Consider the following 19,108-nt stretch of genomic DNA (forward strand, 5'->3'; position numbering starts at 1 on the left):
CACGTAACGTAAGGCTCCAGAGTGACGCCACTGGCATAAGAAGGAGCCGTTATGTTAATTCAGGTCGGGGAACTGGCGAAACGCGCCGGGATCACCGTGCGCACCTTGCACCATTATGAGCAAACAGGATTGTTGCTGCCTTCTGCCAGAAGCGCGGCAGGGTACCGGCTTTACAATCTGGCCGATGTACAGCGTCTTCATATGATACAGGCGCTGGCAAAGGCAGGGCTGGAACTTGCTGAAATCAGGGATTTTCTGGAAAAAGATTCACTGTCGTTATCGGAACTGATCGGGGCGCAAATCCGTCTGCTGGATAAGCAGGTGCGCAGCATCACCACGCTGCGCGACCGGCTGGTGGATTTACGCGCCGGGCTCGATGCCCATGAGGATCTGGATCTGGAATCCTGGCTACAGACTCTGGAGTTAATGAATATGTACGATCGCTGGTTTAGCAAAGAAGAGTTACAGCAGTTGTCCTTTGCGACGGATAAAGAGGCGCTGGCCGATATCTGGGACGCTCTGGTTAAGGAGGCGAAATCCCTGCTGGAGAACAACGTTGCGGTCTCCGATCCCCGGGCACTGGATTTGGCCACGCGCTGGATGGTGCGTCTCGAGCAGGACACGGCGGGCAAACCGGAGTTTCTCACCCGACTCAACGAGATGCACAGCGTTGAGCCGCAGATGCGCGAACAAACGGGCATCACGGCGGAGATGACGGATTACATCACCCGGGCGTTTGCCGAATCGAAGCTTATCATCTGGGAAAAGTACCTCTCGCCGGAGGAGATGGCCTTTACCCGGGCGCACTATTTTGATCGCATGATGGAGTGGCCGCCGCTGGTGGCGAAGCTGCATCAGGCCCTGTCACAGGGGCTGGATCCTGCCTGCGATGCCGCACAACAGCTGGCCGAAAACTGGCTGGCGCTGTTCCAGTCTTACGCCGGAACCAGCCCGGCGACGCAGCAAAAATTCCGTCAGGCGATGCAGCAGGAGCCGCATCTGATGAAGGGAACCTGGATGACGCCTGCTGCGCTCGGGTGGCTCCAGCAGGCGATTGGTATCATGATGCAGCGGCGGATGTCACAGATCCGCTAATGCTGCCTCGCGGTTTGGATAGAACGCCAGACGACCAGGAATAGGTTGCACCCCTGCGCGCGCCATGGTGCGCAGGGGCTGGAACTCGAGATTGCTCACCCGCAGTTCACAGCCTTCCGGCAGACGTTGTACAAAGCGCTGGAAGGCGTCCAGCCCGCCCGCGTCCAGCACCGGGACCGCGTCCCACTTCAGTACCACGATCCGTTTACCCGCAATACGCGACTCCAGCTCGCTGAACAGCCCTTCGGCGGCGGCAAAGAACAGCGGGCCGATCACCCGCAGCACCAGCACATCGTCCGGCACCGCGACGTTGACCGTCGCCAGACGCGTCATGCGGGCAATGCGGCGCATAAACAGCAGCGAGGCCAGCACAATCCCGACGCTGATGGCAATCACCATGTCAAACAGCACGGTCAGCGACATGCAGATCAGCATCACGATGATGTCGTCTTTCGGCGCGCGACGCAGCAGGTTGACCACTTTATGCGCCTCGCTCATGTTCCATGCCACCATCAGCAGCAGAGCGGCCATAGCCGACAGCGGCAGCCACGAGAGCAGGGGAGCCAGCACCAGCAGGGCGAGGATCACCAGCACCGAGTGAATGACCGCTGAAACGGGCGAGGTCGCCCCGGCGCGAACGTTCGCCGCCGAGCGGGCAATGGCCGCGGTGGCGGTAATGCCGCCGAAGAACGGGGCGATGATATTCCCCAGCCCCTGGCCGACCAGCTCGCTGTTGGCTTTGTGTTTGGTGCCGGTCATACCGTCCAGCACCACCGCGCAGAGCAGGGACTCAATCGCCCCCAGCATCGCCATCGAAAAGGCTGCTGGCAGCAGCGCGCGCAGGGAATCCCAGCTTAAAGTGAAACTGGAGCCGGGCAGATTCCAGGGCAGCACCAATTGGGGCAGAAGCTGCGGGATACCGTTCCCCTGGGAGCCATCCGCCAGCACATAGTGGAACTGGGAGCCGATAGTGGCGACGTGGCCGCCCAGCAGGTTCACCACGCCCATTACCGCACAGCCCAGCAGCAGGGCGGGCAGATGCCCCGGCAGGCGAATGCCCAGACGCGGCCAGAGGATCAGCGTGCCCAGCGTCACCACGCCGATTGCCGCATCGCCCAGGTTTGCCGTCGGCAGCGCCATCACCAGCGCCCCCACTTTTTGCAGGTAGTGCTCCGGCACATGGGTCATCTGCAGGCCGAGGAAATCCTTAATCTGCATCGTCCCGATGGTGATACCGATCCCCGAGGTAAAGCCCAGCGTCACGGAGAGCGGGATGTACTCAATCAGCCTGCCAAAGCGCGCCAGACCGAACAAAATCAAAAATACCCCTGACATCAGGGTCGCCACCAGCAATCCGGCGAGGCCGAACTGCTGGGAAACCGGATAGAGGATCACCACAAAGGCCGCGGTCGGCCCGGAGACGCTAAAGCGCGATCCGCCGGTCAGGGCAATCACAATCCCGGCGACGGCGGCGGTGTACAGGCCGTACTGCGGTGCCACGCCGCTGCCAATCGCCAGCGCCATCGCCAGCGGAATGGCAATGATGCCAACGGTGATCCCGGCGATCAGGTCACGGGTAAAGCGTGACAGGGTATATTTCTCTTTCCAGCAGGCGTCGATGAGGGCGCGGAAGGGCAGAACATGAGAGGAAGCGTTTTTCACAATCATCATCCATGTGCGCATCATCTGTCATATCAATGGCAGGTGAAGGAGGCATTAATCATACAAATACATTTCACAGACAAAAAAACCCGCCGTAGCGGGTTTTCAGACTGCGTCCGATTAGTGTTCGAACATTGCAGAGATGGATTCTTCGTTGCTGATACGACGAATCGCTTCGGCCAGCATCCCGGAGAGGGTCAAAGTACGCACGTTTGGCAGCGCTTTGATTTCGTCGCTCAGTGGGATGGTGTCACACACCACAACTTCATCAATGACGGAGTTGCGCAGGTTGTTCACTGCATTGCCGGAGAAGATCGGGTGGGTGGCGTAAGCGAATACGCGTTTTGCACCACGCTCTTTCAGCGCTTCGGCGGCTTTGCACAGAGTGCCGCCGGTGTCGATCATGTCGTCAACCAGCACGCAGTCACGGCCAGCAACGTCACCGATGATATGCATCACCTGAGAAACGTTAGCGCGTGGACGACGTTTGTCGATGATCGCCATGTCGGTATCGTTAAGCAGTTTGGCGATAGCGCGTGCGCGAACCACGCCGCCGATGTCCGGAGAAACTACAATCGGGTTGTCCAGGTTCAGCTGCAGCATGTCTTCCAGCAGGATTGGGCTGCCGAATACGTTATCAACCGGAACGTCAAAGAAGCCCTGGATCTGCTCGGCATGCAGGTCAACCGTCAGAACGCGGTCAACGCCAACACTGGAGAGGAAGTCAGCGACAACTTTAGCGGTAATTGGCACACGTGCGGAACGGACGCGACGGTCCTGACGGGCATAACCAAAGTAAGGAATAACAGCAGTGATACGGCCAGCGGAAGCACGGCGCAGGGCATCGACCATAACAACCAGTTCCATCAGGTTGTCGTTAGTTGGAGCACAGGTGGACTGGATGATGAAAATATCACCACCGCGTACATTTTCGTTAATTTGTACGCTGACTTCGCCATCGCTAAAGCGACCTACGGCGGCGTCGCCAAGAGAAGTGTACAGGCGGTTGGCAATACGTTGTGCTAGTTCCGGGGTGGCGTTACCAGCAAAAAGCTTCATATCAGGCACGAGAAGAACCTCAGGCATGCGTCCAGTGGTGGATAGTTCGCCGTAAACTGTGCGGGCCAGGCGAATGCTATCCAGGCGGTGTATTAAAGAGCGCGATGCAACGTCTGGAACAGGGTGACGTTGTCACCGAAACTCAGATTGCGCCAGAATGGCCTGCTGCAGCGGGGAGACGTTCATACCACGCGCTACGAAACCATGCAGCCACTCTGGAGCCAGCTCGAGCACCTGACGTGCAGCGGATTCCGTATCAAATTCAGCAAAGACACAGGCCCCTGTGCCAGTCAGGCGCGACGGCGCGTATTCTAACAGCCAGGAAAGCGCGACATCAACCTCGCGAAAACGTTTTCTTGCGATATCCTCGCAATCGTTGCTGAATTCACAGTTTAATAACGTTTCTATTGACCTTACTGGGGTATCGCGCGGCAGGTCCGGATCCTTAAAGATAACCGGGGTCGGAATGCTGACGCCCGGATGGGCTACCAGATACCATTTTTCCGTCGGTTCTGCCGGAGAGAGGATCTCGCCCACACCCTCGGCAAACGCCGCATGTCCACGGACAAACACCGGCACGTCGGCCCCGAGCGTCAGCCCGAGGGCGGCCAGTTCATCCACCGACAGGCCACATCCCCACAGGTGGTTGAGCACCACCAGCACGGTGGCGGCATTCGACGACCCGCCGCCGAGCCCGCCGCCCATCGGCAAGCGTTTCTCGACGCGGATATCCGCGCCGCTGCCGGCCGGCAGACGCCCGGATCCTTCTGCGGCGCACATCAGCAGGCGGGCGGCGCGCACAATCAGGTTATCCTCATCGGCCACACCTTCGACCGGCGTCAGGAGCCGGATCTGCCCATCGTTGCGCAGCTCAATGGAAATAGTGTCGCCATAGTCAACAAACTGAAACAGCGTCTGCAGGGTGTGATATCCGTCAGCACGCTGGCCGGTGATGTATAAAAACAGGTTCAGTTTCGCGGGCGAAGGCCAGTGGGTCATCATTTGACGATCCAGTTATCCATTTTCAGCTTGATGCGCTGGCTGCCTTCGGTCAGTTCCAGGCTGGACGGCAGGGCTGGCTTGCTGTCGCTGTCGTAGCCGCCGTACACCACTTTCCAGTTTTTGCCGTTCTGGCTGTAGTTCACTTCGCTCAGGCGATACTGGTCGTCGAGTTTATAGTCGGTGGCATCGCCCGGCAGGCCGAGGATCCACTGGCGCAGGCTGGTAATCGGAATAGGCATCCCGGTCAGCTTGCCGATCATCTCCTCGGCGTCGATACCGGTATATTTCTTACCTTTATTGTCAGTGACCTGGGCGCTGCCCGGCTGGGCAATCAGCTCCATCTCGGTGCTGCCAAGCGGGTTCAGCAGCAGCAGGCGATAGCGATCCTGGCCAGTCTGCTGCCAGAAGAAGCGGGCGTAGACTTTCTGCTGATCGGACAGATAAGCAAAGGCCCCGCGGGTCTGATACTGATTTAATGCGCGCACGTCTTGCTGATGCTGACGCCACTGTGGCGCATCCGGGCTTTTGCCTGGCCCTTTAGGCGGCGTAATGGAACATGCGGTCAGCACCAGCGCGGCCAGGGGCAGCAGGCGAATGAGTCTGGTCATAATGAGGACAAATCCTTGAGATACGTGGCAGTTATATCGCTTAATGCTAGCGTCGGTATGAAGCAGCGTCTACGCTCAAGTTGTCCTAAATCATCAAATTAGCGGTTAATAACAATTGATAACCTATTACTCCGAAAGGGGGCAGTCTCTTTTATTGATCTCGTGCATCCTGTATGATGCGGCCTGCTAACCTTATTAACGCTGGTACTACTCCCGCTCATATGACCCTTTTAGCACTCGGTATCAACCACAAAACAGCCCCGGTATCACTGCGAGAACGCGTGACGTTTTCGCCGGACACGCTCGACCAGGCGCTGGAAAGTCTGCTTGCCCAGCCGATGGTGCAGGGGGGCGTGGTGTTGTCAACGTGCAACCGTACTGAGCTCTATCTCAGCGTTGAAGAGCAGGATAACCTGCACGAAGCGCTGGTCCGCTGGTTATGCGAGTACCACAATCTGAACGAAGAAGAGCTGCGCAACAGCCTGTACTGGCATCAGGATAACGATGCGGTCAGCCATTTGATGCGCGTGGCCAGCGGGCTTGATTCGCTGGTGCTGGGCGAGCCGCAGATCCTCGGCCAGGTGAAAAAAGCCTTTGCCGATTCGCAAAAAGGCCACCTTAAGGCCAGCGAACTGGAACGCATGTTCCAGAAATCCTTCTCCGTCGCCAAGCGAGTGCGAACCGAAACCGACATTGGTGCCAGTGCCGTTTCAGTTGCTTTCGCTGCCTGTACCCTGGCGCGACAAATTTTTGAATCATTATCGACGGTTACTGTGCTGCTGGTGGGCGCAGGTGAAACCATCGAGCTGGTCGCACGCCATCTGCGCGAACACAAAGTTAAAAAGATGATGATCGCCAACCGCACCCGCGAGCGTGCTCAGGTGCTGGCGGATGAAGTGGGGGCGGAAGTGATCGCTCTGAGCGACATCGACGCCCGTCTGAGCGAAGCGGATATCATCATCAGCTCCACCGCCAGCCCGCTGCCGATCATCGGCAAAGGCATGGTGGAGCGCGCCCTGAAATCCCGCCGTAATCAGCCGATGCTGCTGGTGGATATCGCCGTTCCGCGCGATGTCGAACCCGAGGTCGGTAAACTGGCGAACGCCTATCTTTACAGCGTGGACGACCTGCAAAGCATCATTTCGCACAACCTTGCCCAGCGTAAAGCGGCGGCGGTGCAGGCCGAAACGATTGTCGAGCAGGAAACCAGCGAATTTATGGCCTGGCTGCGCGCGCAAAGCGTCAGCGAGACTATTCGCGAGTACCGCGGTCAGGCGGAACAGGTCCGTAATGAACTGACTGCCAAAGCGATGGCGGCCCTTGAACAGGGCGGCGATCCGCAGGTCATCATGCAGGAACTGGCATGGAAACTGACCAATCGCCTGATCCATGCCCCAACCAAATCACTTCAACAGGCCGCCCGTGACGGGGACGACGAACGCCTGAATATTCTGCGCGACAGCCTCGGGCTGGAATAGCGCGCCATACCCATTTTATTATTATAAGGTGCACTTACGCCTATGAAGCCCTCTATCGTCGCCAAACTGGAAGCATTGCACGAGCGCCATGAAGAAGTTCAGGCGCTGCTCGGCGATGCCGCAACCATTGCCGACCAGGAACGTTTTCGCGCCCTGTCGCGCGAGTATGCCCAATTAAGTGATGTTTCAAAATGCTTTACCGACTGGCAACAGGTTCAGGAAGATATTGAAACCGCGCAGATGATGCTCGGCGACCCGGAAATGCGCGAGATGGCGCAGGAAGAGTTACAGGACGCCAAAGTCCGTGCGGAAGAGCTGGAGCAACAGCTACAGGTGCTGCTGCTGCCAAAAGATCCGGACGATGAACGCAACGCCTTTGTCGAAGTTCGCGCCGGGACCGGCGGGGACGAAGCGGCCCTGTTTGCCGGGGATCTGTTCCGCATGTACAGCCGTTATGCCGAATCCCGCCGCTGGCGCGTGGAGATCATGAGCGCCAACGAAGGCGAACATGGCGGCTATAAAGAAGTGATCGCCAAAATCAGCGGCGAAGGCGTCTATGGCCGCCTGAAGTTCGAATCCGGCGGCCATCGCGTACAGCGCGTCCCGGCTACCGAATCTCAGGGGCGTATCCACACCTCCGCCTGCACCGTGGCGGTAATGCCCGAGCTGCCGGAAGCCGAGCTGCCGGACATCAACCCGGCGGATCTGCGCATCGATACCTTCCGCTCCTCCGGCGCGGGCGGTCAGCACGTTAACACCACCGACTCCGCCATCCGTATTACCCACCTGCCAACCGGCATCGTGGTGGAGTGCCAGGACGAACGTTCCCAGCACAAAAACAAAGCCAAAGCGCTGTCGGTGCTGGGCGCGCGTATTCACGCCGCGGAAATGGCGAAACGCCAGCAGGCGGAAGCCTCGACCCGTCGTAACCTGCTGGGCAGCGGCGATCGCAGCGACCGTAACCGCACCTATAACTTCCCGCAGGGCCGCGTCACCGATCACCGCATCAACCTGACCCTCTACCGTCTGGATGAGACCATGGAGGGCAAGCTGGACTCCCTGATCGAACCTATCGTGCAGGAGTACCAGGCCGATCAACTGGCGGCGCTGGCAGAGCAGGATTAATGGATTTTCAGCACTGGCTACAGCAGGCGATAAGCGCGCTGGCGGGAGGCGAAAGCCCCCGTCGCGATGCGGAGATCCTGCTCGGTCATGTGACCGGCAAAGCGCGCACCTTTATTCTCGCCTTTGGCGAGACGCCGCTGACCCCCGACCAGCAGGCGCAGCTTGATGAACTCCTGGCCCGCCGCAAAACCGGCGAGCCGGTGGCGCACCTGGTGGGCGAGCGCGAGTTCTGGTCGCTGCCGCTGTATGTCTCCGCAGCCACCCTGATCCCCCGTCCCGACACCGAATGTCTGGTGGAGCAGGCCCTGGCGAGACTGCCCGCCACGCCCGCGCGTATTCTCGATTTAGGCACCGGCACCGGGGCCATTGCCCTGGCGCTGGCCAGCGAACGCCCGGATTGTCAGGTCACCGCGGTGGATGTGATGCCCGATGCGGTAGCGCTGGCACAGCGCAACCTTGAACGTCTGGCGCTGACTAACGTGACGGTGCTACAGAGCAGCTGGTTCTCCGCCCTTGGCGACCAGCAGTTTGAGACGATCGTCAGTAACCCGCCCTATATTGATGAAGCCGATCCGCATCTCGCTGAAGGCGACGTGCGCTTCGAGCCGCGCAGCGCGCTGGTTGCCGCCGAACAGGGTCTGGCCGATCTCAGCCATATCATTACTCAGTCTCGTCAGCATCTGGTGAGCGGCGGCTGGCTGCTGCTGGAGCACGGCTGGACGCAGGGTGAAGCGGTGCGCGCACTCTTTTTGCAGGCCGGTTTTGAAGGCCTCGAAACCTGTCGTGACTACGGCGGCAATGAGCGCCTGACGCTGGGCAAACTGCCATGAACAGCTTCCAGGTGCTGATCACCCTGCATGTGGCTGCCGTCACCCTGACCATCAGTTTTTTCGCGCTGCGTTACTGGTGGCGTTACAGCAATAATCAGCTGATCAACGCCCGCTGGGTGCGGGTGCTGCCGCACTGCATCGATACCCTGCTCTTTGTCTCGGGGGCGGGGTTGATGTGGGTGACCGGCTATCTGCCGTTCACCGATGACGGTGCATGGCTGACTGAGAAGCTGTTTGGCGTTATCATCTACATCGTTTTGGGTTTTATTGCGCTGGGACGACATCGTCCGCGCAGCCAGCAGGTGGGGTTTATCGCCTTTCTGCTGGGGCTGGTGGTGCTGTACATCATCATTAAACTCGCCACCACAAGAATACCGTTACTGGGGTAAGTCATGGAGTCCTTGGCCGATTTCGAATTTAACAAAGTGCCGTTGTGCGATGGAATGATCAAAGTATCAGAGATGATCCGCGATGATTTCGTTTCGCAATACGTCTACGACGAGCTGGAGAATCTGGTGAGTCTGGCGCGTGAAGAGATAAGTCAGGCGCGCCCGCAGGACTGGCAACTGGAGAAACTGATTGAGCTGTTCTACGGCGAATGGGGCTTTTGCGATACGCGTGGCGTGTATCGACTCTCCGATGCGCTGTGGCTCGATCAGGTACTGAAAAACCGTCAGGGTAGCGCTGTCTCCCTGGGGGCCATTTTATTATGGGTGGCGCACCGCCTGGATATTCCGCTGGTGCCGGTCATCTTCCCGACGCAGATGCTGCTGCGCGCCGAGTGGCTGGACGGTGAAATGTGGTTAATCAACCCGTTCAACGGCGACACCCTCGACGATCACACGCTGGATGTCTGGCTGAAAGGCAACATCAGCCCGATGGCGGAGCTGTACAACGAAGATCTGGACGAAGCGGATAACGCCGAAGTGGTACGTAAGCTGCTGGACACCTTAAAATCGGCGCTGATGGAAGAGCGGCAGATGGAGCTGGCGCTGCGTGCCAGCGAGGTGCTGCTGCAGTTTAACCCGGAAGATCCGTATGAGATCCGCGATCGCGGTTTGATCTACGTCCAGCTTGAGTGCGACCACGTCGCGCTGACCGATTTGAGCTATTTCGTTGAGCAGTGTCCGGAAGACCCCATCAGCGAGATGATCCGCGCGCAGATTAATTCCATCGCGCATAAACAGATTACACTGCATTAATCTTAACTCCGATTCACCCTGAATAAGGCGATCCTATGAAACAAAAAGTGGTTAGCATTGGCGATATCAACGTGGCGAACGACCTGCCGTTCGTGCTGTTCGGCGGCATGAACGTTCTGGAATCCCGCGATCTCGCGATGCGTATCTGCGAACATTACGTGACCGTGACCCAGAAGCTGGGGATCCCGTATGTGTTCAAAGCCTCTTTTGACAAAGCCAACCGCTCCTCTATTCACTCTTACCGTGGCCCGGGCCTGGAAGAGGGGATGAAGATTTTCCAGGAGCTGAAGCAGACCTTTGGCGTGAAAGTGATCACCGATGTCCACGAAGCAAGCCAGGCACAGCCTGTGGCTGACGTTGTCGACGTGATCCAGCTGCCAGCGTTTCTCGCCCGTCAGACCGACCTGGTCGAAGCGATGGCGAAAACCGGCGCGGTTATCAACGTGAAAAAACCGCAGTTCGTGAGCCCTGGCCAGATGGGGAACATCGTCGATAAGTTTATCGAAGGCGGTAACGACAAGGTGATCCTGTGCGACCGTGGTGCCAACTTCGGTTACGACAACCTGGTGGTGGACATGCTGGGCTTCAGCGTGATGAAGAACGTCTCTAACCAGTCGCCGGTGATCTTCGACGTGACCCACGCCCTGCAGTGCCGCGACCCGTTTGGCGCAGCCTCCGGCGGCCGTCGTGCCCAGGTTACCGAACTGGCGCGTGCCGGTATGGCAACCGGTCTGGCCGGTCTGTTTATCGAAGCGCACCCGGATCCAGCCAACGCGAAATGCGACGGCCCATCTGCACTGCCGCTGGATAAGCTGGAGCCGTTCCTGAAACAGATCAAAGCGATTGACGATCTGGTTAAGAACTTCGAAGAGCTGGATACCAGCAACTAAGCCAGTAAATAAAAAACCCGCGAAATAAAAGCAAAAAGGCAACGTAAGTTGCCTTTTTTTGTATGTGCTCCCTATTCCAGTGGGAGAGGGGCATCATGCCGCACCGTGCAATGCCCAGCGGCGCTGCGCTTGCACGGGCCTACGGGTTCTGTAGGCCGGGTAAGCGACAGCGCCACCCGGCAATTTACGCAAATATCGTCATCAAATACGCTGCAAACAGCGCCATATGCGCCGCGCCGTTAAGCACGTTGGTGCGCCCGGTTGAAAACGAAATCTGGCACAGCAGCAGCGACGCCACCATCACAATCATCTCCGGAGCGCCCAGACTAAACACCAGCTCATTGCCAGTGAGGAAGGCAATCAGCGTCACTACCGGAACGGTCAGGGAGATGGTTGCCAGCACCGAACCAAAGAACAGGTTCATCGCACGCTGCACCTGATTGTTCAGCACCGCACGCAACGCCCCCAGCCCTTCCGGGGAGAGGATCAGCAGCGCCACCAGGAAGCCGGTAAAGGCCACCGGCGCGTTCAGCTCGGTCAGCAGGGCTTCCAGCGGGTTGGCATTCATCTTGGTGACCGCGATAACCGCAATCAGATGCACGATCAGCCAAATGGTATGCCATACGCTGCTGTGCGCGGACGGTTTGCCGTGGTGCGGGTCGTCGTCGTCACCCTCGTCTTCATGCTCATACACGAACAGGCTCTGGTGCGTTTTGGTCTGGATCAGCAGGAACACGCCATACATCGCCGCGGAGATCAGCGCCACCAGCAGGGCCTGACCGGTGGTGAAGTTGGCACCCGGCAGCGCCATCGGGAACACCAGCACGATAATCGCCAGCGGGAAGAGGGCGATCAGGTACTGCTTAATACCAAACAGGTTCATGTACTGGGTAGCGAATTTGCGCCCGCCGAGCAGCAGCGAGAAGCCGACCAGCCCTCCGGTCACAATCATAATGATGGAGTAGAGCGTATCGCGCATCAGGGTAGGAGCCGCGTCACCGGTCGCCATCAGCGCGGAAATGAGGCTTACTTCGAGAATAACGACGGAAAGACTTAAAATCAGCGAGCCGTAGGGCTCTCCCAGACGGTGGGCCAGCACGTCGGCGTGACGGACAACGCTGAAGGCGCTGCTGAGAATACCCACAAGTGCCAGAATATTAATGCCGATGACCACTGGCAGTGACTGACTACTTCCCCAGAAGAGCAGCACGGCCAGGGCCAGCACCGGGAAAATGAGAGACGTCTCCTTATGACGGGTTTTCACCGTCTCATGTGCAGTTGTCATATGGTTCTCCAGAGTTGCAGGTGCTTATAATTGTATACGCTTCATCCTTCAAGCAGCCTCTGCGCTGGCTGCAACATGAATGATTTTGCGTAAAGATAGAAAAAGAGGACGTTAAATTAACAGATTAGAATTACATTCTGATGATATTTTACTTAATTTTACGGTATCTAGTAATTATTGTCTGAGAGCACCATAATAGCCACTCTTTGCTAAATATATCCTTAATAACAGTCAATTAAGAAAAATCATTATCCGATAATCAATTTGACTGGAAGCCTCCGGCATTGTCTACCACACTTACTAATTGATTAAAAAGAGGGGTTTGCTATGCCATACAAATCGAAAACTGATTTACCAGACAACGTTAAGCACGTCCTGCCAGCCCACGCGCAGGATATTTATAAAGAAGCCTTCAACAGTGCCTGGGATCAGTACAAAGATGAAGAGGACCGCCGGGGCGATGCCAGCCGGGAGGAGACCGCACACCGCGTGGCCTGGGCGGCCGTGAAGAATGACTACGAGAAGGGCGATGACGACAAGTGGCACAAGAAGAAATAGCGCTTGCCTGTGCTTAATAGTTTGCACCCTGCGCTTTGACTTTTGTGGCGGTTGATCCGTCGTTCTGTTGCACCCGGCGAAATTATTGCATATCGTCACGGTACTGCTTTCTAATTGAGCAGCAAAAAGACCCGGAAGGTTCAAAAAAGCGTGAGCAGGGAAGCAGGCAGTGGCGGAGGTGCAATATGTTAACGCGTGATTTTCTTATGAAGGCCGACTGCAAAACGGCCTTTGGTGCGATTGAAGAATCGCTTCTGTGGTCAGCCGAGCAGCGGGCGGCATCGCTGGCTGCCACGCTTGCCTGCCGTCCGGACAGCGGTCCGGTGTGGCTCTTTGGCTACGGTTCGTTGATGTGGAACCCGGCGCTGGAGTTCGTCGAATCGGCAACCGGCACCCTGCCGGGCTGGCACCGCGCTTTCTGTCTACGCCTTACCGCCGGTCGCGGCAGTGCCTGTCAGCCTGGACGCATGCTTGCACTAAAAGAGGGCGGACGCACCACGGGCGTGGCCTATCGCCTGCCGGATGCGACGCTGGAAGAGGAGCTGGCTCTGCTGTGGAAGCGTGAGATGATCACCGGCTGCTATATGCCGAGCTGGTGCAAGCTGGAACTCGATGACGGACGCACCGTTAACGCGCTGGTGTTCATCATGGATCCCCGCCATCCGCTGTTTGAAGCCGATACCCGGGCGCAGGTCATTGCCCCGCTGATTGCTGCGGCCAGCGGCCCGCTTGGCACCAACGCGCAGTATCTCTTCTCCCTCGATCAGGAGCTGACGCGGCTGGGTATGCAGGATGATTGTCTGAATGAGCTGGTATCGCGCGTGCGGGCCTTGCTTGATGGATCTCAGCCCGATAGCCCGCTGAACGCGAGCTTTGCCTGAAAAAACGCCCGGCGACCGCCGGGCGTTTTAATCTTATGCTGCAACGTAGCTGATGGAGTGCTCAAGCGACTGGCTGTGGCTGTCGATGAGTACCTCCCAGGTGCCGGTGTAGGGCACCGTGAGCCAGGCGCTGTCCCGGTTCTGTACGCTCAGAATATCCGCCTGCGTTTTACGCGGCGCTTTGTTATTCATCAGATGAATATGACAACGCTCTGAGCAGCGCACCACCACCGTATCCCCGCCAAACAATGTCAGACTTGCTTTTACCAGTGCCATTTTTTACCCCGTATCCAGAAACAACGCTCTCCCTGCGGCCAATCCTGAGCGTGATGTTGTTCACAATTCACTCATGGCATAACATCAAAGGGGAAGGTCAGGGGTGCTGATTTTGATCAAAAAATGGCATAAGCCTTAAACAAAAATGACAATATGCCTGAAAGCGTTCAGCGAACGTCGCTTTACACCGCGTTCAGGCACCGGGTTAACATTAAATGCGGAAATGTCCGGCGGTTTCAGCCAGCTCGCCTGCCTGACCCTGCAGGGCGCTGGCGGCGGCGGCGGACTGCACCACCAGCTCGGCGTTCTGCTGCACCATGCTGTCGAGGGTCGTCACCGCGCGGTTGATCTCCTGAATGCCTTTCATCTGCTCGCTGGTCGCTACGGTGATCTCGCGCATGATCCCCGACATGCTGCCGATGCTGGTGACAATCTCATCCATGCTCTGGCCGGCCAGGTGCACATAGCGTGAACCGGTCGCCACGCTGTCGGTGGTGGAGTCGATCAGGCTTTTGATCTCTTTTGCCGCCTGGGCGCTGCGGCTGGCGAGGCTGCGCACTTCACCGGCGACAACCGCAAAGCCACGACCCTGCTCACCCGCGCGCGCCGCTTCAACCGCCGCGTTCAGGGCCAGGATATTGGTCTGGAAGGCAATACCGTCAATCACGCTGGTGATATCGCCAATTTTGGTTGAGGCAGCTTCGATGGACTGCATGGTGGTGATCGCCTGAGAGACCACGCTCCCGCCGCGGGTGGCGGCCTCGGAGGCCTTGCCCGCCTGTTCGTTGGCGATAGCGGCCGATTCGGTCGACTGGGCGACGGAGGCGGTGATCTGCTCCACGGCGCTGGCGGTTTCGCGCAGGCTGGAGGCGGCCCGCTCGGTGCGGCCAGAGAGATCCTGGTTCCCGGCAGCGATCTCCTGGGCGGCGTTTTTCACCGAGGCGCTGGCGTCGCGGAGCTGCACCATCACCACCGAGAGTTTGTCGCTGAAGGCGTTAAAGGCATGGGCGATCTGCGCCACCTCATCCTCACCTTTCTCCGGCAGACGCTGGGAGAGATCGTTGGTGCCGTTGGCGATGGCATGCATCGCGTCGCGGATATCCGACAGGCGTTTCAGCAGTCGGGCAATCACGAAATGCACTACCACAGCGCTGAGCAGAACCAGGATCACCAGCGACAAGGAGGAGGCCTTCAGCAGGGTGCGCATCCCGGAGGTGGCGTCATCGCTGTCGAGGGCGACAATCAGCTGCCACTGGGTCCCGGCAATCGGGGTGGCGGCAAAGGTTTTGGCCGCGTCGTTAAACTGGCCGTCGGCGCTCTTGCCGCGCTTCAGGACGTTCAGATCCACGCCATGAATGACATCGGTAAAGGCTTTCAGGGTCAGGGCAGGGTCGTTGGCGGCGATCACCGTCCCGTCGCTGTCAATCAACAGCCCGCTGCTGGCCGGGGTTGGACGAATACCGCGCACGTTGGCAATCACGCTGTCCATCGCCACGTCACCCGCCAGTACCCCTTTCAGCTCGCCGTTCTCTTTCACCGGGACCGCAAAGGTGACCACCAGCTTTTTGGTGCCGGTATCGACATAAGGCGCGGTGACGATGGCGCGATCCTCTTTCACCGCCTGCTGATACCACGGGCGCACCGTTGGATCGTAGTCGGCAGGTACGCCGTCAGGATTGGAGAACTTCGCGGTTTTGCTGGCATAGCCCATATAGACGTTAATAAAGCCCCCCGCCTGGGCGAGCTGTTTGAACATCGGCACCGGATCCTCGCTCAGGGCGACGCTCTGCAGGGAGTTGATAATGGTGGTTTTGCTGTTGACCCAGTCAGCTATCGCCAGGCTGTGGCTGGCGCTGGTGCTGGCCAGCATGTCGCGTTGCGACTGTTGATTGTCCTGGCGCGTGACCTGGAAATTAATCACGGTATTCAGAAGAAGCGCGGCGATCAGACATCCGACCGTCGCCGCAATAATACGAGCGCGAATTGACCTGAACATAATGTAATACCTGCTGTGTTGTTGTAAGAAGCCTATCGGCATCGGGCAGGCAAACTTGATGCTGGAACCGCGCTCATAAGAAAAAAATATTTCAGTTAAATCATTATTAGAAAGTTAATAGTTTATCCGCGGACAGCGTCCATTGCGCCAGTTCCACCAGCGTGCCGATTTCCACCCCGTCGATCAGCGGCAGGGCGCTGATGCCGCGGCCGTCGGTGCAGGTCTTGCACAGCTTGACCGGCACGTTCTGTGCGGTGAGGATCTCCAGCATCTGCTGAATGTTATAGCCTTCGGCGGGCTTCTGGCCGCGCAGCCCGGCGGTGACCGCATCGGACATTAAAAACAGGCGCAGATCCAGCTCGCTCTCCTGCTCGCGTAAGGCAATCGCCAGCCGCAGGCTGTTAAACAGGGATTCACTGCCATAGGCCGCGCCGTTGGCGACTATCACGATCTTCTGCATCTTGACTCCTGAAAGGTATAAAGGCATGAAAATTGCTTCTCTCTGTCAAACACTGACCCGGGAGAGGAAGCATGACCAACATCACCGGTGCCACCAAATGGTTTCAGCACGCCAGACTGATGCGTAAACAGCAGCTGTGCAAGCTGGCGCAGCTGGGCCAGCTTGTCAGCCGGATAAGCCATCTTGCGCACATGCTACAGTGCGAGCGCGGGGCTTCCAACATCTGGCTCTGCTCGCAGGGCACCTTGTACGCCCTGGAGTGTAGAGCCAGCCGCGCGCTGGTGGACGATTGTCTTCAGGGGCTGCACCAGGCGCTCGGCACCCCGCTGACGGCCAGCGGTGCCCTCAGCGAGCGGGTGGCAAATGCCCTGCACAGCCTGGAGCAACTCCCCGCGCTGCGCGAGGAGATCAGCGCCTGCACGCTCTCCGCCGATGCGGCGATGGCGCGCTACAGCCGCACCCTGCGCAACCTGCTCAGTATCGTGCCCCAGCTCAATGACAGCATTGACGATCCGCAACTCGCCGGCAGGTTTGTTGCCCTCTACAGCCTGATGCAGGGCAAAGAGCTGGTCGGCCAGGAGCGGGCGCTGGGGGCAATCGGCTTTACCCAGGGCTTTTTCAGCGATGAGATGCGCCAGACCCTGGTGGATCGGATCGACGGACAGCAGGCCTGCTTTGAGGTCTTTCTCTCCCTGACCCCCGCCAGCGTGCACGATCATTTCAGTCTCAGCGTGCCGGGTGCTGAAACCGAACAGCTCCGGCGGCTGGCCTGTACCCGGCAGCCCGCTGCCGATAAGGGCGTGCTGGCCCTGCACTGGTTCTCGCTGCAAACCGAACGTCTGGAACATCTGCGCGGTCTGGAAGAGATGCAGATTGCCGATCTGATGCTGGCCGTGGAGGCGTTGATAAACCGGGCCGACGACGACCTGCCGGAGGATCCCTCCACAGAAGAGCCGCTGGCCCTCTATCCGCAAAAGCCGCTCCTGCCGCTGGTGCGCCAGCAGGCGCGGGAGATCGAACAGCTCTCCCGCCAGCTGGCCTCGATGCGCGACACCCTGGAGGAGCGCAAGGTGATCGATAAAGCCAAAAGCGTGCTGATGACCCATCAGCAGATGAGCGAGGAGCAGGCCTGGTGCCAGCTGCGTAAGATGGCGATGGACAAGAACCAGCGGATGGTGGATATCGCCCGGGCCCTGCTGACGGTGAAAGCACTCTGGCAGCAGTAGCTGCACCTCAGACGGGCAACGCCTGCATGGTTGAGGTGCGTTTTAACGGCGGGCTAATAGAAAAGGCCTGCAAACCAGGGCCTTAAAAGCTGGCATTCCCTTTGCATTAATACATTCACAACGTGAGACGACGCGCCAACGGCGGTGCGATGGTCTTCTGGATAAAGGCGTCCTGCAGTGCTTCGGCACTGCCGGGCGCTTTTTTTTGGCTTTTTTCAGGAGTGAGCATGGTGGAATGGACAAGGCGGCGTTTTTTACAGGCCAGCGCGCTGGCCGGCGGGGCGCTGATGTTGCCGGGCGTCATGCAGGCCGCATGGGCCGCAGGCTCCGATAAACCGGAACTCGATACGGTGCGGGTGGGCTTTATCCCGCTCACCGACTGCGCGCCGCTGGCGATCGCCGCGTACAAAGGGTTCGACAAAAAATACGGCTTTACCCTGGTGCCCACCAAAGAGGCCAGCTGGGCCGCGGTGCGCGACAAGCTGGTGGCCGGAGAGCTGGATGCGGCGCACATTCTCTATGGCCTGCTCTACGGCCTGGAGCTGGGCATCGCCGGGAAGCCTAAGCCGATGGCTAACCTGATGACCCTCAACCAGAACGGTCAGGCGATCACCCTGTCGAGCGATCTGGCGGAGCAGGGCGTGCGCGACGTCGAGGGGCTGAAAAAGCTGATCGGCCAGCAGCCTCCGGGCACTTACACCTTCGCCCACACCTTTCCCACCGGCACCCACGCCATGTGGCTCTACTACTGGCTGGCCAGCGCGGGCATCAACCCCTTTGACGACGTGCGCACCGTAGTGGTGCCCCCGCCGCAGATGGTGATGAACATGCGCATTGGCAATATGGTCGGTTTCTGCGTCGGCGAGCCGTGGAACGCCAGGGCCATCAATGATCGTATCGGCTTTACCGCCGCCACCTCCCAGTCCATCTGGCCGGAACACCCGGAAAAGATCCTCGGCACCCGCAAAGAGTGGGTGGATGCCCATCCCAACACCGCCCGGGCGCTGGTCAGCGCATTGCTGGAGGCCCAGCGCTGGATCGACGCCTCGCCGCAGAACAAACAGGAGACCGCTCAGCTGCTGGCCCGTCGCGCCTGGCTCAACACCAAAGAGCAGTACCTCACCGGCCGTATGCTCGGCGAGTACGACAACGGCGTGGGCCAACGCTGGCAGGATGCCCATCCGATCCGCTTCTTTGCGGACGGGGCGGTCAGCTACCCCTGGCACTCCGACGGGATGTGGTTCTTAACCCAGTTCCGCCGCTGGGGATTGCTGAAAACCGACCCGGACTACGCCGCCATCGCCCGGCGCATCAACCGCACCGATATCTGGCAGGACGCCGCCACCGCGGTAGGCGGCATTACCGCGCCTGCCTCGCCGCTGCGCAGCAGTCGGCTTATGGACGGCACCGTCTGGAACGGCACCGATCCTGAGGGTTACGCCAACCGTTTTGCTATTCACCGTACAGGGGTCTGA

General features: G+C 58.8%; 19 protein-coding genes. 11 read left to right on the forward strand and 8 right to left on the reverse strand.

Annotation, left to right across the window (positions count from 1 at the left end; all coding sequences use genetic code 11):
* Positions 1-51 precede the first annotated feature (51 nt).
* Positions 52-1,095, forward strand: a complete 1,044-nt coding sequence (locus WFO70_RS03660) for a MerR family transcriptional regulator (RefSeq protein ID WP_337014706.1) — start codon at positions 52-54, stop codon at positions 1,093-1,095.
* On the opposite strand, the gene dauA is transcribed toward WFO70_RS03660, so the two are convergent.
* The 4 genes from dauA to lolB all read right to left on the reverse strand — a co-directional run bounded on the left by dauA (position 1,081) and on the right by lolB (position 5,426).
* Positions 1,081-2,757 carry a C4-dicarboxylic acid transporter DauA gene (dauA, locus tag WFO70_RS03665; protein ID WP_337014707.1) on the reverse strand — a complete coding sequence of 559 codons (1,677 nt, stop codon included), beginning with the start codon at positions 2,755-2,757 and terminating at the stop codon, positions 1,081-1,083. The genes WFO70_RS03660 and dauA overlap by 15 nt on opposite strands.
* Before the next feature lie 120 nt (positions 2,758-2,877).
* Positions 2,878-3,825: a ribose-phosphate diphosphokinase gene (gene prs, locus WFO70_RS03670; protein WP_003856663.1), complete on the reverse strand. Its 948-nt coding sequence runs from the start codon at positions 3,823-3,825 to the stop codon at positions 2,878-2,880.
* A 123-nt stretch (positions 3,826-3,948) separates the two neighbouring features.
* A complete protein-coding gene (gene ispE, locus WFO70_RS03675; RefSeq protein ID WP_337014708.1) occupies positions 3,949-4,818 on the reverse strand; it encodes a 4-(cytidine 5'-diphospho)-2-C-methyl-D-erythritol kinase in 870 nt (289 codons plus the stop codon).
* Positions 4,815-5,426, reverse strand: coding sequence for a lipoprotein insertase outer membrane protein LolB (lolB, locus tag WFO70_RS03680; RefSeq protein WP_337014709.1), 612 nt, complete (start codon positions 5,424-5,426; stop codon positions 4,815-4,817). Before lolB ends, ispE begins: the two co-directional genes overlap by 4 nt.
* Before the next feature lie 221 nt (positions 5,427-5,647).
* On the opposite strand from lolB, the gene hemA reads away from it, so the two are divergent.
* Genes hemA through kdsA form a run of 6 tightly spaced genes read left to right on the forward strand, consistent with a single transcriptional unit; the run spans position 5,648 to position 10,951 of the window.
* Complete coding sequence (hemA, locus tag WFO70_RS03685) at positions 5,648-6,904, forward strand: glutamyl-tRNA reductase (RefSeq protein WP_337014710.1); 1,257 nt, start codon at positions 5,648-5,650, stop codon at positions 6,902-6,904.
* A 42-nt stretch (positions 6,905-6,946) separates the two neighbouring features.
* Positions 6,947-8,029 carry a peptide chain release factor 1 gene (prfA, locus tag WFO70_RS03690; protein WP_337014711.1) on the forward strand — a complete coding sequence of 361 codons (1,083 nt, stop codon included), beginning with the start codon at positions 6,947-6,949 and terminating at the stop codon, positions 8,027-8,029.
* Entirely contained in the window at positions 8,029-8,859 is an 831-nt protein-coding gene (gene prmC, locus WFO70_RS03695; RefSeq protein ID WP_337014712.1) for a peptide chain release factor N(5)-glutamine methyltransferase, read from the forward strand. The genes prfA and prmC overlap by 1 nt, the downstream gene beginning before the upstream one ends.
* Entirely contained in the window at positions 8,856-9,248 is a 393-nt protein-coding gene (sirB2, locus tag WFO70_RS03700; RefSeq protein WP_337014713.1) for an invasion regulator SirB2, read from the forward strand. The genes prmC and sirB2 overlap by 4 nt, the downstream gene beginning before the upstream one ends.
* A gap of 3 nt (positions 9,249-9,251) precedes the next feature.
* Positions 9,252-10,061: an invasion regulator SirB1 gene (gene sirB1, locus WFO70_RS03705; RefSeq protein ID WP_337014714.1), complete on the forward strand. Its 810-nt coding sequence runs from the start codon at positions 9,252-9,254 to the stop codon at positions 10,059-10,061.
* 35 nt (positions 10,062-10,096) lie between these two features.
* On the forward strand, positions 10,097-10,951 hold the full coding sequence (gene kdsA / locus WFO70_RS03710; RefSeq protein ID WP_337014715.1) for a 3-deoxy-8-phosphooctulonate synthase: 855 nt from the start codon (positions 10,097-10,099) through the stop codon (positions 10,949-10,951).
* Positions 10,952-11,135: 184 nt separating this feature from the next.
* Here the strand turns inward: kdsA and chaA are convergent, their stop codons facing one another.
* Positions 11,136-12,236, reverse strand: a complete 1,101-nt coding sequence (gene chaA, locus WFO70_RS03715; protein WP_337014716.1) for a sodium-potassium/proton antiporter ChaA — start codon at positions 12,234-12,236, stop codon at positions 11,136-11,138.
* Between the two features lie 327 nt (positions 12,237-12,563).
* On the opposite strand from chaA, the gene chaB reads away from it, so the two are divergent.
* Together chaB and WFO70_RS03725 are read left to right on the forward strand one after the other, a co-directional pair.
* Positions 12,564-12,794, forward strand: a complete 231-nt coding sequence (chaB, locus tag WFO70_RS03720) for a putative cation transport regulator ChaB (protein ID WP_337014717.1) — start codon at positions 12,564-12,566, stop codon at positions 12,792-12,794.
* A 185-nt stretch (positions 12,795-12,979) separates the two neighbouring features.
* Positions 12,980-13,675 (forward strand): gamma-glutamylcyclotransferase, encoded by a 696-nt coding sequence (locus tag WFO70_RS03725; RefSeq protein WP_337014718.1) that lies wholly within the window; start codon positions 12,980-12,982, stop codon positions 13,673-13,675.
* Positions 13,676-13,708: 33 nt separating this feature from the next.
* Here the strand turns inward: WFO70_RS03725 and WFO70_RS03730 are convergent, their stop codons facing one another.
* From WFO70_RS03730 to ychN, 3 genes are all read right to left on the reverse strand, one after another.
* The gene (locus WFO70_RS03730) at positions 13,709-13,951 is read right to left on the reverse strand and encodes a hypothetical protein (RefSeq protein WP_337014719.1); all 243 of its coding nucleotides are present in this window, start codon (positions 13,949-13,951) and stop codon (positions 13,709-13,711) included.
* A 211-nt stretch (positions 13,952-14,162) separates the two neighbouring features.
* On the reverse strand, positions 14,163-15,947 hold the full coding sequence (locus WFO70_RS03735; RefSeq protein WP_337014720.1) for a methyl-accepting chemotaxis protein: 1,785 nt from the start codon (positions 15,945-15,947) through the stop codon (positions 14,163-14,165).
* 106 nt (positions 15,948-16,053) lie between these two features.
* A complete protein-coding gene (ychN, locus tag WFO70_RS03740; RefSeq protein ID WP_032611323.1) occupies positions 16,054-16,407 on the reverse strand; it encodes a DsrE/F sulfur relay family protein YchN in 354 nt (117 codons plus the stop codon).
* Positions 16,408-16,478: 71 nt separating this feature from the next.
* On the opposite strand from ychN, the gene nasR reads away from it, so the two are divergent.
* Positions 16,479-17,633 (forward strand): nitrate regulatory protein NasR, encoded by a 1,155-nt coding sequence (gene nasR, locus WFO70_RS03745; protein ID WP_337014721.1) that lies wholly within the window; start codon positions 16,479-16,481, stop codon positions 17,631-17,633.
* A 227-nt stretch (positions 17,634-17,860) separates the two neighbouring features.
* A complete protein-coding gene (locus WFO70_RS03750; protein WP_337014722.1) occupies positions 17,861-19,108 on the forward strand; it encodes a CmpA/NrtA family ABC transporter substrate-binding protein in 1,248 nt (415 codons plus the stop codon).

The sequence above is a fragment of the Leclercia sp. AS011 genome, assembly GCF_037152535.1.
Classification (GTDB): domain Bacteria; phylum Pseudomonadota; class Gammaproteobacteria; order Enterobacterales; family Enterobacteriaceae; genus Enterobacter.